At 70.6% G+C, this 12,896-nt stretch carries 12 protein-coding genes; 6 read left to right on the top strand and 6 right to left on the bottom strand.

Going from position 1 to position 12,896, the window contains the following annotated elements; translation table 11 throughout:
* Nucleotides 1-42: 42 nt before the first annotated feature.
* The 5 genes from ACIO52_RS08475 to ACIO52_RS08455 all read right to left on the bottom strand — a co-directional run bounded on the left by ACIO52_RS08475 (nucleotide 43) and on the right by ACIO52_RS08455 (nucleotide 5,842).
* Nucleotides 43-1,095: an acyl-CoA dehydrogenase family protein gene (locus ACIO52_RS08475; protein WP_218716598.1), complete on the bottom strand. Its 1,053-nt coding sequence runs from the start codon at nucleotides 1,093-1,095 to the stop codon at nucleotides 43-45.
* A gap of 67 nt (nucleotides 1,096-1,162) precedes the next feature.
* Nucleotides 1,163-2,176, bottom strand: a complete 1,014-nt coding sequence (locus ACIO52_RS08470; RefSeq protein ID WP_402642662.1) for an acyl-CoA dehydrogenase family protein — start codon at nucleotides 2,174-2,176, stop codon at nucleotides 1,163-1,165.
* 106 nt (nucleotides 2,177-2,282) lie between these two features.
* The gene (locus tag ACIO52_RS08465) at nucleotides 2,283-3,425 is read right to left on the bottom strand and encodes an acyl-CoA dehydrogenase family protein (protein WP_218716600.1); all 1,143 of its coding nucleotides are present in this window, start codon (nucleotides 3,423-3,425) and stop codon (nucleotides 2,283-2,285) included.
* Nucleotides 3,426-4,295 (bottom strand): enoyl-CoA hydratase, encoded by an 870-nt coding sequence (locus ACIO52_RS08460; protein ID WP_218716601.1) that lies wholly within the window; start codon nucleotides 4,293-4,295, stop codon nucleotides 3,426-3,428.
* Nucleotides 4,292-5,842 (bottom strand): FadD3 family acyl-CoA ligase, encoded by a 1,551-nt coding sequence (locus ACIO52_RS08455; protein ID WP_218716602.1) that lies wholly within the window; start codon nucleotides 5,840-5,842, stop codon nucleotides 4,292-4,294. The genes ACIO52_RS08460 and ACIO52_RS08455 overlap by 4 nt, the downstream gene beginning before the upstream one ends.
* Nucleotides 5,843-5,897: 55 nt before the next feature.
* Here ACIO52_RS08455 and ACIO52_RS08450 point away from each other — a divergent pair, with 55 nt between their 5' ends.
* The 4 genes from ACIO52_RS08450 to ACIO52_RS08435 all read left to right on the top strand — a co-directional run bounded on the left by ACIO52_RS08450 (nucleotide 5,898) and on the right by ACIO52_RS08435 (nucleotide 9,761).
* Complete coding sequence (locus ACIO52_RS08450; RefSeq protein WP_218716603.1) at nucleotides 5,898-7,085, top strand: acyl-CoA dehydrogenase family protein; 1,188 nt, start codon at nucleotides 5,898-5,900, stop codon at nucleotides 7,083-7,085.
* Nucleotides 7,082-7,879 (top strand): SDR family oxidoreductase, encoded by a 798-nt coding sequence (locus ACIO52_RS08445; RefSeq protein WP_218716604.1) that lies wholly within the window; start codon nucleotides 7,082-7,084, stop codon nucleotides 7,877-7,879. Before ACIO52_RS08450 ends, ACIO52_RS08445 begins: the two co-directional genes overlap by 4 nt.
* A 63-nt stretch (nucleotides 7,880-7,942) precedes the next feature.
* Nucleotides 7,943-8,554 (top strand): TetR/AcrR family transcriptional regulator, encoded by a 612-nt coding sequence (locus ACIO52_RS08440; protein WP_218716605.1) that lies wholly within the window; start codon nucleotides 7,943-7,945, stop codon nucleotides 8,552-8,554.
* A gap of 46 nt (nucleotides 8,555-8,600) precedes the next feature.
* Entirely contained in the window at nucleotides 8,601-9,761 is a 1,161-nt protein-coding gene (locus ACIO52_RS08435; protein WP_218716615.1) for an acetyl-CoA C-acetyltransferase, read from the top strand.
* 54 nt (nucleotides 9,762-9,815) lie between these two features.
* Here ACIO52_RS08435 and ACIO52_RS08430 read toward each other — a convergent pair whose 3' ends face one another.
* The gene (locus ACIO52_RS08430; protein WP_218716606.1) at nucleotides 9,816-10,151 is read right to left on the bottom strand and encodes a hypothetical protein; all 336 of its coding nucleotides are present in this window, start codon (nucleotides 10,149-10,151) and stop codon (nucleotides 9,816-9,818) included.
* A gap of 187 nt (nucleotides 10,152-10,338) precedes the next feature.
* Here ACIO52_RS08430 and ACIO52_RS08425 point away from each other — a divergent pair, with 187 nt between their 5' ends.
* Nucleotides 10,339-12,300 (top strand): molybdopterin-dependent oxidoreductase, encoded by a 1,962-nt coding sequence (locus ACIO52_RS08425; protein WP_402642655.1) that lies wholly within the window; start codon nucleotides 10,339-10,341, stop codon nucleotides 12,298-12,300.
* An 82-nt stretch (nucleotides 12,301-12,382) separates the two neighbouring features.
* Entirely contained in the window at nucleotides 12,383-12,847 is a 465-nt protein-coding gene (locus tag ACIO52_RS08420; RefSeq protein ID WP_218716608.1) for a hypothetical protein, read from the top strand.
* The last annotated feature ends 49 nt before the right edge of the window (nucleotides 12,848-12,896 follow it).

Genomic DNA, 12,896 nt, shown 5'->3' with positions numbered 1-12,896 from the left:
CCCTGGTCGCAGGGCTGCGACCAGGGCTTTCGATGGGTGCGGTCAGGCGGCCGCGACCGGGCGACGGCCGGTGCCGAAGAGCTCGGCGGTGGCGTGGGCCCGCTTGAAGTACAGGTGGGCGTCGTGCTCCCAGGTGATGGCGATGCCGCCGTGCAGCTGGATCGTCTCGGCGGCCACGTGCGTGAACGTCTCGGTGCAGTGCTTGCGGGCGACGTAGACGTCCTCGGCGGCCGAGTCGCTGTGCTCGGCCACCGCCTGGGCGGCGGCCAGCGCAGTCGACTCGGCCGACTCCACCAGCACGTACATATCGGCCATCCGGTGCTTGAGTGCCTGGAAACTGCCGATCGGCCTGCCGAACTGCACGCGCGAGGCGGTGTAGGCCACCGTCATCTCCAGGCAGTGCCTGGCCGCGCCGACCTGCTCGGCGGCGAGCGCGGCCCAGGCGATCTCGCGCAGACGGGCGCGCAGGGCCGCCGGGTCGGCCGTGCCGATCCGCGTCGCCGGGGTGTCGGTGAAGGCGATCACGGCCAGCTTGCGGGTCGGATCGAGGGCAGGCGTCGGGGCGACGACGACGCCGGGAGCGTCGGCCGTCGTCTCGAACAGGCCGTCCTCGGTGAGCACGAGCAGCAGGTCGGCCTGGGCGCCGTGCAGCACGTAATGCGCCGCGCCGTTGAGCTTTCCGTCGCTCGCGTCGACGCCCGAGGAGTCCCAGCCCGCGGCGTCGGCCCAGCACAGCGCGGCGGTGCGGGAACCGTCGGCCAGGTCCGGCAGCAGCCGGGCGCAGGCCTGCTCGTCGCCCGCGAGCAGGATCGCCTGCACGCCGAGCACGGCGGAACCGAGCATCGGCACCCCGGCCAGGGTCCGGCCCAGTTCGCCCACCACCATCAGCGATTCGACCAGTCCGGCGCCCGCGCCACCCCATTCCTCGGGCACCGCGAGCGCGGCGACGCCGACCTGCTCGCACAGCATGGTCCACAGCTTCGGGTCGTACCCGAGGTCGGTGTCCATGGCCGCGCGCACCGCGGCGGGCGTGGCGTGCTTGGCCAGCAGCGCGCGGACGGAGGTGCGGAATTCGAGTAGTTCATTCGATGACATGGGGTTCCTCGGCAGAGTCGGTGATGGTCACCGCGTCGGTGGGTACGGGGAGTGGCATCCGCTCGCCTCAGACCGCCGCGGGTTCGGCCGCGCGCAGCGCCTCCGCGATGCGGCCGCGGTGGAAATCGGCGGTGCCCCAGGCGGTGCGCAGCGCCGCCACCTTGGTGATCCACAGCGACAGGTCGCATTCGGCGGTGTAGCCGATCGCGCCGTGCACCTGCAGACCGGCGCGGGAGGCGCGGTGAGCGGCATCGCCGCAGGCCACGAGGGCTGCCGACACGTCGCGCGCGCGATCGTCGGAGTCCAGCGTGAGCGCGGCGCGGTAGAGCAGCGGCTCCGCCAGATCCAGGGCGATCAGGACATCGGCGAGCTGCTGCTTCACGGCCTGGAATTCGCCGATCGCGCGACCGAACTGCTTGCGCTGCTTGGCATAGGTGGTGGTCTGGTCGAGCAGCGCGCGGCCCGCGCCGAGCAGCTGGGCGGCACAGGCGAGGACGCCGAGGTCGAAGGCGTAGTCGATCGCGTCCGCGACGTCGTCGGCCACGGTCTCCTCGGCCTCGACGGCGACCAGCTTGCGAGCCGGGTCGATCGAGGCGAGCGGACCGACCGAGACGGTGCGGCGGCCGACCGACAGCCGCGCGCCGTCCGCGACCAGCACCAGATCGGCGACATCGGCATCGAGGGTGATGCCGCGGTGCGTGCCGCCGAAGCTGACGGTGCCGAGCAGCGCGCCGCCGGCGAGCGCGGGCAGCCAGCGCCGCGCCGGCTCGGCGTCCGGGAGACGCTGCAGCAGTGCCGGAATCACCGCGGCCGATTCGATCACCGGGCCCGGCGCCGCGGCCCGGCCCAGCTCGACGAGTGCGACGACGAGGTCAACGGGAGTGGCTTCGGCGCCGTCGTACTGCTCGTCGACGATCAGGCCGAAGGCACCCATCTCGGCGACCTGCCGCAGCAGCGCGGTGCCCTTGGCGGGGTCGCCCGCCGCCCAGGCGCGGGTCGCGGCCGGTACCTGCGCGGCGTCGAGGACCTTGCGCAGTTCGGCGGCGAAGTCCAGCTGTTCGGTGGCGAGTGCGAACTTCATCGCGGAACTCCTGTGGTCGAACGGGTGGCTGCCCGGTACGCGACCGGGCGGCGGTGGGTATTCGGCGCGCCCAGCGGCCGGGCGGGCGGACCCGAGGTCGGGCGGTTCATCGCTTGCTCTCCCGCGGCAGGCCCAGGATGCGCTCGGCGATGATGTTGCGCTGGATCTCGTTGGTGCCGGCGTAGATCGGGCCCGACAGCGAGAACAGGTAGCCGTCGGTCCACGTGCCGGTCAGCTCGGCGGCGGGGCCGAGCAGGTCGAGCGCCGTCTGGTGCATGGCGATGTCGAGTTCGGACCAATACACCTTGGTGATCGAGGACTCGGCGCCGAGCTGGCCGCCGTCGGTCAGCCGGGTGACGGTGCCGAAGGTGTGCAGCCGGTAGGCCTCGCTGCCGATCCAGGCGTCCACCACGGCATTGCGCGCGGCGGTGTCGCTGGGTTCGGTCGTCTCGGTCCACAGGTCGATCAGCCGCTGCGCGGTCGCGCTGAACCGGCCGGGGCTGCGCAGCGACAGGCCGCGCTCGTTGCTCGAGGTCGCCATCGCGACCCGCCAGCCCTCGTTCGGGGCGCCGATCACGTCGCGGTCGGGGACGAAGACGTCGTCGAGGAAGATCTCGGCGAAGCCGGGCTCGCCGTCGAGCTGCGGGATCGGCCGAACGCTCACGCCGTCGGCCGAGAGCGGGAACATCACGTAGGTCAGGCCGTGATGACGCTGCGCCTCGGGGTCGCTGCGGAACAGGCCGAAGGCCCAGTCGGCGTAGGTGGCGCGCGAGCTCCAGGTCTTCTGGCCGTTGAGGATCCAGCCGCCCTCGGTGCGGCGCGCGGTCGAGCGCAGGCTCGCCAGGTCGCTGCCCGATTCGGGCTCGGACCAGGCCTGGGCCCAGATGTCGTCACCGCGCGCCATCCGCGGCAGGATCCGGGCCAGCTGCTCGGCGGTACCGTGCTCGAACAGGGTCGGGGCGAGCAGGAAGATGCCGTTCTGGGCGACGCGCCCCGGCGCACCCGCCGCGTAGTACTCCTGCTCGAACAGCACCCACTCGAGGATGGAGGCGTCGCGGCCGCCGTACTCGGTGGGCCACGACACCGCCGAGAGGCGGGCCTCGGCCAGCGTGGCCTCCCAGGCGCGATGGGCTTCGAAGCCCGCCGCGGTGTCCATGGACGGCAGCGGTTCGCTGGGGACGTTGGCGGCGAGGAACTCGCGCACCTCCAGCTGGAACTCCCGGACTGCCGGGTCGATCTCGAGGTCCACTTATTTCGTCCCGTTCTGTTCGGTCGCGGCGCCCTTCATCGAGCGGGCGGTCATCCCGCCGAGCGAATCGGCGCCGACTTCGGCGTTGTGCGCGTGTGCGAAATGGTGCAGCCCGAAGACCGAGTCCATGCCGGAGCGCATGCCCATCAGGTCTTCGGCCTGGTTGACGGCCTTCTTGGTGAGCGCGAGCCCGAACTGCGGCATGGCGGAGATCTTCTCGGCCAGCGCCATCACCTCGGATTCGAGGTCCGCGCGCGGCACGACCCGGTTGACCATGCCCCACTCCTTGGCCTGGGCGGCGTCGAACCGGTCACCGGTGAAGAGGAACTCCTTGGCCGCGCGCGGACCCATCACCCACGGATGCGCGAAGTACTCCACACCCGGAATGCCCATGCGGACAACGGGATCGGAGAAGAAGGCGTCCTCGGAGCAGACGATCAGGTCGCACACCCAGGCCAGCATCAGCCCGCCCGCGATGCAGGCGCCCTGCACCATCGCGACGGTCGGCTTGGGGATCTCGCGCCAGCGCCGGCACATGCCCAGGTACACCTCGGACTCGCGGGCGAAGCGCTGATCGCCGCCCGCGCGGTCGAGATGGTCCCACCACAGCGCGGCCTTGTTCTCGTAGTGCACGTCGTGGTCGCGGCCCGGGGTGCCGATGTCGTGGCCCGCGCTGAAGTGTTTCCCGTTGCCCGCCAGCACGATCACCTTGACCTCGGGGTCCTCGACGGCCCGCACGAACGCGGCGTCGAGGGCGTAGGTCATCTTCGAGTTCTGCGCGTTGCGGAACTCGGGCCGGTTCATGGTGACGACGGCGACCGATCCGCGCACCTCATAGGTGACGACCTCGGCGTCGGTTTCGGGACTCACGACTTCTCCTCACGTAGCTCACGCTTGAGCACCTTGCCCGCCGCGCTGTAGGGCAGCTGGTCGCGGAACTCCACGAGCCGGGGCACTTTGAAATTGGCCAGGGTGGACGCGGCGAAGGCGATCACCTCGTCCGCGGTCAGCGTCGAGCCGGCCTTGCGGACGACGACGGCCTTGCCGACCTCGCCCATCCGCTCGTCCGGCACCCCGATGACCGCCGATTCGGCGACACCGTCGAGCCGGGCCAGGGTCTGCTCGATCTCGGCGGGATACACGTTGAACCCGCCGGTGATGTACATGTCCTTGAGCCGGTCGGTGATCTTCAGGTAGCCGCGCTCGTCGACGACGCCGATGTCGCCGGTGTGCAGCCAGCCGTCGGCGTCGATGGCCTCGGCGGTGGCCTCGGGGTCGTCGAGGTAGCCGAGCATCACGTTGGGGCCGCGCAGCAGCACCTCACCGGCCTCGGACAGGCGCAGCTCGAAGTCGGCGATCGGGCCACCGCAGGTGTTGGCGATGGTGGCCGCGTCGTCCTCGGGTCGGCACATCGTGCCGAAACCGGCCGACTCGGACAGCCCGTAGGCGGTGATGACCACCTCGAAGTCGAGGTCCTCGCGCATCCGCTCGATCAGCACCACCGGCACCGTCGCCGCGCCGGTGACCGCCACCCGCAGCGAGGACAGATCGCGCTCGCCGCGCTGGGGATGCTCGAGGATGGTCTGGTAGATCGTCGGCGGGCCGGTCAGCACGGTGATCCGCTCGGACTCGATCAGCGCGAGCGCGGCGGGCACGTCGAAGGTGGCCTGCGGCACGATCGTGGCCCCGGTGACCAGGCACGCGAGGATGCCCGCCTTGTAGCCGAAGTTGTGGAAGAACGGCGGGATCATCAGGTAGCGGTCGCCGGTGCGCAGCGTCGAGCACTCGACCCAGCCGCGCACCACGCCCAGTGCCTGCCGATGCGCGACGAGCGTGCCCTTGCTGCGACCGGTGGTTCCGGAGGTGAACAGGATGTCGGAGATGTCGTCGGGGGAGACGGCGTCGGCCCGCTCCTCGCCCGCCTCGGCGGACACGGTCTCGGCCAGTTCCAGCAGCGCCGGCCAGCTCAGCGACGCGTCGTCGGTGGCGGACTCGCCCTCGACCGGGATCACCACGACGGTGCCGATCTCGAGGTCCGGGGCGGCCGCGCGCAGTTCGGCGGCGCGATCGCGGCCGAGGAACGGCCCGGCGACGAACAGCGCCTTCGCGTTCACCCGGACCAGCACGTCGGCCGCCTCGGCGGCGACATAGCGGGTGTTGAGCGGCACCAGCGCGGCGCCGACGGAGTGCGCGGCCAGCGCCGCGACCACCCAGTGGTGGGTATTGGGCGCCCACATCGCGACCCGGTCGCCGCGGTCGATACCGCGGGCGATCAGGGCGCGGGCGGCGATCCGGACCTGGTCGAGCAGGTCGGACCAGGTCAGGCGGGTCGCGCCGTCGATCAGGGCCGGCTCGTGCGGATGCGCCGCGGCGACGTCTCGCAGTGCCTGCGGGGTGGTCTGTGCAGGGGTTGTCACGGGGTCCTCACCAATCGGCTAACAAAGCAAGTGCTTGGTAGGTTATCCTACCGACGTGGGCGTGATCCAGACCTCAGATTCCGATACCGCGACCTCCGACGCGGAGTTTTGCGCGGAAATACGCGACTGGCTGGCCGAAAACCTGGCCGGAGAGTTCCGTGACCTGCGCGGCACCGGCGGGCCGGGGCGCGAGCACGAGTTCTTCGAAGAGCGGCTGGCCTGGGACCGGCACCTCGCCGCGGCGGGCTGGACCTGCCTCGGCTGGCCGGTCGAATGGGGCGGCCGCGGTGCCAGCGTGCGCCAGCAGGTCATCTTCCACGAGGAGTACGCGAAGGCCGACGCGCCCGCGCGGGTCTCGCACGTGGGCGAGGAACTGCTCGGCCCGACGCTGCTGGCCTTCGGTACCGAGGAACAGAAGAAGCGGTTCCTGCCGGGCGTGCGCTCGGTCGGCGAGCTGTGGTGTCAGGGCTACTCCGAACCGGGCGCCGGCTCCGACCTGGCCGCGGTGAGCACCACCGCGCGCCTGGACGGCGACCGGTGGGTGATCAACGGCCAGAAGATCTGGACCTCGCTCGCGCACGTCGCCGACTGGTGCTTCGTCATCGCGCGCACCGAGAAGGGGTCGAGCAGGCACAAGGGCCTGTCCTATCTGCTGGTGCCGATGAATCAGCCGGGCATCGAGGTGCGCCCGATCGAACAGCTCACCGGCACCTCCGAATTCAACGAGGTGTTCTTCGACGACGCCGTCACCGAGGCCGACCTGGTCGTCGGCGAACCGGGCGACGGCTGGCGCATCGCCATGGGCACGCTGACCTTCGAGCGCGGCATCTCCACGCTCGGTCAGCAGATCCGCTTCGCCCGCGAACTCGCCGACATCGAGGCCCTGGCCCGGCGGACCGGCGCGGCCGACGACCCGCTGATCGCCGAGCGCATCGACAACGCCTGGGTCGGCCTGCGGGTCCTGCGCGCGCACGCGCTGCGCACCATGAGCGAGGACGTCGACGACGCCGGTGGCGCGTCGGTCTCGAAGCTGTTGTGGGGCAACTGGCATCGCGGACTCGGCGAACTCGCCATGGCGGTGCAGGGCGCCGCCGGGCTGGTCCTCGGTCCCGACGACATGACCGCATGGCAGCGGCTGTACCTGTTCAGCCGCGCCGACACGATCTATGGAGGTTCGAACGAAGTGCAGCGCAACATCATCGCCGAGCGGGTGCTCGGTCTGCCGCGGGAGGCCCGCCCGTGACCGGTCCGCTCTCCGTCCCGCCCCCGTCCATCCCCGGCCACGGCCTGCTGACCGGCCGCAAGGCCGTCATCACCGCCGCGGCGGGCACCGGCATCGGCTCCGCCACCGCGCGCAGGCTCCTGGAGGAGGGTGCTGACGTCGTCGTCTCCGACTGGCACGAGCGCAGGCTCACCGAGACCGCCGAGCTGCTCGCCAAGGAGTTCCCCGAGCGCAAGGTCGGCGCCGTGGTGTGCGATGTCCGCGACACCGCGCAGGTGAACCAGCTGCTCACCGACGCCGCCGCCGAACTCGGCCGGATCGACGTCATGGTCAACAACGCGGGCCTCGGCGGTGAAACGCCGGTCGTCGACATGACCGACGAGCAGTGGGACCAGGTCCTCGACATCACCCTGACCGGCACCTTCCGCTGCACCCGCGCCGCGCTCGGGTACTTCCGCTCGGCGGGCCACGGTGGCGTGATCGTCAACAACGCCAGCGTGCTCGGCTGGCGCGCGCAGCACGGCCAGGCGCACTACGCTGCCGCCAAGGCCGGCGTGATGGCGCTGACCAGGTGCAGTGCGGTGGAGGCCGCCGAGTTCGGGGTGCGGATCAACGCCGTCGCGCCGAGCATCGCGCGGCATCCGTTCCTGGACAAGGTCAGTTCGACCGAGCTGCTCGACGCCCTGAGCGAGCGGGAGGCCTTCGGCCGCGCCGCCGAGCCGTGGGAGGTCGCGGCGACGATCGCCATGCTGGCCAGTGACTACACCTCGTACCTGACCGGCGAGGTGGTCTCGGTGAGCAGTCAGCGCGCATGATGGGCGGCCCCCGAGCGCGGAGTTTCCGGAAACCAAGCAAATGCTTGGTTGTAGGATGACGTTGTGACCGCATCCGACACCGTGAAACGTTCTCGCCGCACCGAGCTCCTCGACCTCGCCGCGAACCTGTTCGCCGAGCGTGGACTGCGCGCCACCACGGTGCGGGACATCGCCGACTCGGCGGGCATCCTCTCCGGCAGCCTCTACCACCATTTCGACTCCAAGGAGTCGATGGTCGACGAGATCCTGCGCGGCTTCCTCGACGACCTGTTCGGCCGCTACCGCGAGATCGCGGCCGCCGGACTGAGCTCGCGAGAGACCCTGGAAGCCTTGGTGATCGCCTCCTACGAGGCCTTCGACCGGCACCACGCCGCGGTCGCCATCTACCAGGCCGAGGCCAAGAACCTGCGCGATGTGGAGCGTTTCGCCTACATCCGCGACTTCAACACCGAGTTCCGCGACCTGTGGCACCGGGTGCTCACCGCCGGCGTCGCCGACGGCAGCTTCCGGCCCGAACTCGACGTCGAACTGGCGTTCCGCTTCCTGCGCGACACCGTGTGGGTCGCGGTGCGCTGGTACACCCCCGGTGGCCCGATCACCGTGCAAAGCCTTGCTCAGCAATATCTCACCATCGTGCTCGACGGGCTGACCGTGCCCGGGAGCACCGCGAAATAGGAGTTCCATCATGACCGCATCCGCCGAGCGCCGCCCCTATACCCCGCTGCGGGAGGCCTATGTGATCGATGCGGTGCGTACCGCGGTCGGCAAGCGCGGTGGCGCGCTGGCCGAGGTGCACTCCGCCGATCTCGGCGCGGCCGCGCTGCGTGGTCTCGTCGAGCGCACCGGCATCGACCCGGCGATCGTCGACGACGTCATCGTCGGCTGCGTCGACAACCTCGGCCCGCAGGCGGGCAACATCGGCCGCACCATGTGGCTGGTCGCGGGGTACCCCGAAGAGGTGCCCGGCGTCACCGTCGACCGGCAGTGCGGTTCCAGCCAGCAGGCGATCAACTTCGGCGCGCAGGCCATCATGAGCGGCACCGCCGAGGTCATCGTGGCGGGCGGCGTGCAGAACATGAGCGCCATCCCGATCGGCGCCGCCATGCTCGCGGGCAAGCCGTACGGCTTCGAGTCCTCGTTCATCGGCGCGAAGGGCTGGGATTCGCGCTACGGCACCGGCGAGGTCTCCCAGTTCAAGGGCGCCGAGATGATCGCCGAGAAGTGGGGCATCACCCGCGAGGACATGGAGCGCTGGGCGCTGCAGAGCCACGAGCGCGCCAAGGCCGCCATCGCCGCGGGTCGCTTCGACAACGAGATCGTGCCGGTCGGCGACTTCACCGTCGACCAGGGTCCGCGCGAGACCAGCCTGGAGAAGATGGCGAGTCTGCAGCCGCTGTCGGAGGGCAGCCCGCTCACCGCGGCGGTCGCCAGCCAGATCTCCGACGGCGCCAGCGCCACCCTGCTCGCCTCGGAGTGGGCGGTCAAGGAATACGGCCTCACCCCGCGCGCCCGCATCCATCACGTCAGCGCGCGCGGCGCCGACCCGATCTTCATGCTCAGCGCCCCGATTCCGGCCACCCAGTGGGCGCTGGAGAAGACGGGCCTGACCATCGACGACATCGATGTCATCGAGATCAACGAGGCCTTCGCGCCCGTGGTGCTGGCCTGGATCAAGGAGATCGGCGCCGATCCGGCGAAGGTGAACGTCAACGGCGGCGCCATCGCCCTCGGACACCCGCTCGGCGCGACCGGCGCCAAGCTGTTCGCCACCCTGCTCAACGAACTGGAGCGGGTGAACGGCCGCTACGGTCTGCTCACCATCTGCGAGGGCGGCGGCACGGCGAACGTGACGATCATCGAGCGGCTCGACGCGGACAAGTAGTCCGGACGAGTTCTGGTGGTCCTCGGCGGATTTCCGCCGGGGACCACACGTCGTTCACCACCAATAGGTCACCACATCCCATCGCTGGAGCGTGCCCGGAAAATCGCAGTGCGCCCAGGATTGCTGGCCGTCCCACGCCATGTTGCCGCGGCGTTCGTAGGTGGCCCAGCTGCTGCCGAACCAGCCCCACCACTGCCTGCATTCGATCCGCACCTGATGCCGGATCGGCCAATAACACTGCGAGTACGCCGAGGTGTTGTTGACCGGATAGGCCGAGCACCCCGACGGACCCCATTGCGCCTGGACCGGCGCCGCGCCCATCACAACCCCCGCGCCGAGCAGCGTTGCCGCCGACGCGCTCACCATCAATTTCTTGCCGAACGTTCTCATCTCCTACCTCCCACCAAGCGTGGGGGCACGATGCCCCGACCTGTGGCAGGGCCTCCGCGCGTCTAGATCTCCGGTGATGACGCGTCCGCGAAACCACCCTTACGTGACTTACATCACATTCCGGCCAGTTGGTGTTACCCCTGATCGCCGCCCGGCGGGTGTCGTACCCCCGGCTTACGATGAACGGGTGAAGGTGCTCGGCGCGTGCCCGCTCGACTGCCCCGACGCGTGCTCGTGGGTGGTGACCGTCGAAGACGGCGAGGCCACCGGCCTGCGGGGGAACAAGGACCATCCGGTGACCCGTGGCGCGTTGTGCGTCAAGGTCAATCGCTATCTCGAGCAGGTCGGCTCGCCCGACCGGCTGCGCTATCCGCTGCGCCGGGTCGGGCCCAAGGGCTCGGGCCGCTTCGAGCGGATCAGCTGGGACGACGCGCTCGACGAGATCGCCACCCGGCTCACCGGCATCGTCGAGGAGTTCGGCGGCGAGGCGATCTGGCCGTTCCACGGCACCGGCAGCCTGGGCTACCTGCAGGGACTCGAGGGTTATCCCGGTCGCCGGATGTTCAACGTCCTCGGTGCCTCGCATCACGCCGCGACGATCTGCTCCGTCGCAGGCGGCACCGGCCTGCGCTACACCCTCGGCACCTCCGGCGGCATGGATCCCGAGGACTTCGCCAAGTCGGAGCTGATCCTGCTGTGGGGCACCAACCCGCTCACCTCCGGTCACCATCTGTGGAAGTTCGTGCAGGACAGCGGCGCCTACCTGGTCTCGATCGATCCCGTGCGCACCAAGACCGCCGAGCGCTGCGACGAGCACATCGCCCCGCTGCCCGGCACCGATGCGGCGCTCGCGCTCGGGCTGCTGCACGTCATCGTCTCGCTCGGCGCGCAGGACGACCGGTTCATCGCCGAGCACACCGAGGGCTGGCCCGAATTCCGCGAGCGGGTCATGGAATTCACCCCGGAGCGCACCGCGGCGATCACCGGCGTGCCGCGGGAGCGGATCGTCGCGCTCGGCGAGCGGATCGCCCGCACCCGGCCGACCGCCATCCGCGCGTCCCAGGGCATGCAGCGGCACGCGGGCGGCGGCATGGCGCTGCGGGTGCTGGCCTGCCTGCCCGGTGTCACCGGCGACTGGGCGATTCCCGGTGGGGGACTGCACTATTCGACCAGCGGTCATTTCCGGCTCGACGACGCGGCGCTGGTCCGCGACGATCTGCTGCCGCGTCCGGTGCGCACCCTGTCGATGACCCGGCTCGGCGAGGCCCTGCTCGAGACCGAGGACCCGCCGGTCAAGGCGCTGTTCGTGATCGGCGCGAATCCGGTCGGCTCCAATCCCGATCAGCGCCGGGTGATCGAAGGGCTCTCCCGCGAGGACCTGTTCACGGTCGTGCTCGAACATTTCGGCACCGACACCGTCGATTACGCCGACATCGTGCTGCCCGCCACCATGCAGCCCGAGCACCTCGACGTGATCGCCGGTTACGGCCACCTCTACCTGGTCTGGAACGAGCCCGCCGTCGAGCCGCCGGGCGAATGCCTGTCCACCACCGAGACCTTCCGCAGGCTTTCCCGCCGCCTCGGTCTCACCGAACCGGCGCTCTACGACTCCGACGAGGAACTGGCCAGGCAGCTGCTGAAGGGCCACGACCTCGACCGGCTCAGGGCCGACGGCTTCCTCAAGATCCAGCCCGGCTCGGTCCCGGCGGGCAAGCTGCAATTCGTCTCGGCGCGTGCCGAACTGGCCGGCCACGATCCGCTCCCGGACTACACCCCGCCCGCCGACCCCGGCGAGGGACTGGTGCTGATCTCCGCCGCCTCGCACTACTTCCTGAACACCTCCTTCGGCGGCAATCCCGAATTGCGCCGCCGAGCCGGCGAATCCACCATCACGCTGCACCCCGACGACGCCGCGGCCCGCGGTATCACCGACGGCGAGCCGGTCCTGGTGTCCAACGCGCGCGGGTCGTTCGAGGCGGTGGCCGAGGTCTCGGACCGGGTCCGCCCCGGCGTCGCCGGGACGACGAAGGGCCGCTGGGCCAAGTTCACCAACGGCGCCACCGTCAACGCGACCATCGCCGAACGGGATTCGGACTACGGCGGCGGCGCGGTCTTCCACGACAACCGCGTCGAGGTGCGGCCGCGCTGACGCGGGGTGGTCGGTGCTGGTGATCCGCGACCGAAGGTGCCACGCTGGATCGAACCCGAACGGCGACGAAGGGACGACAGCGATGCATCAGCACCTCGGCCGTGCCGCGATCGTGGCGGCAGCGGCCTGCGGACTACTTCTCGGCACGACGACGGCGGCCTCGGCCGCCACGACGATGGCCCCCACCTACACCCTGGCCACCGGCTGGACCTGCGCAGGTCAGGTCGACGGCACCGCCATTCCCGGCCCCAGCGACTACAGCGGTCCGGGCGAGGCCGCAGTGTATCTGCGCGGCACCTTCTGGAGTGCGACGCCCGGTTCGCACGAGAGCGGCTGCTCGGTCACCGCCACGGTGGACTGGCGCAATCTCGACACCGGTGCGAGCGGTTCGGTCGCGACCGTCGTCGTGGGCGGGCCCGCCGGGCAGACCGGCCCCGCGGTCGGCGTCGTACTGGCCACCGGCCCCGGCCGGATCGAGGCGACCGTGCGCACCACGCCGCTGGCGCATCTACCCGCCACCACGCAGTTCACCGTCTTCGCGCTCTGAGCCGAAAAGCGCACCGGACCCGATGCGCACCTCGTGAGTGCGGCACCGG

This window comes from Nocardia sp. NPDC087230 (assembly GCF_044744725.1).
Taxonomy (GTDB): domain Bacteria; phylum Actinomycetota; class Actinomycetes; order Mycobacteriales; family Mycobacteriaceae; genus Nocardia; species Nocardia canadensis.
Note: the sequence above shows the minus strand (reverse complement) of the source record. Positions and strands in the feature narration are given on the sequence as shown.

Coding starts and splice junctions, on each gene's coding strand:
- ACIO52_RS08475 (WP_218716598.1), bottom strand. CDS start 1,095: ATGTCATCGAATGAACTACTCGAATTCCGCACCTCCGTCCGCGCGCTG.
- ACIO52_RS08430 (WP_218716606.1), bottom strand. CDS start 10,151: ATGAGAACGTTCGGCAAGAAATTGATGGTGAGCGCGTCGGCGGCAACG.
- ACIO52_RS08420 (WP_218716608.1), top strand. CDS start 12,383: ATGCATCAGCACCTCGGCCGTGCCGCGATCGTGGCGGCAGCGGCCTGC.
- ACIO52_RS08470 (WP_402642662.1), bottom strand. CDS start 2,176: ATGAAGTTCGCACTCGCCACCGAACAGCTGGACTTCGCCGCCGAACTG.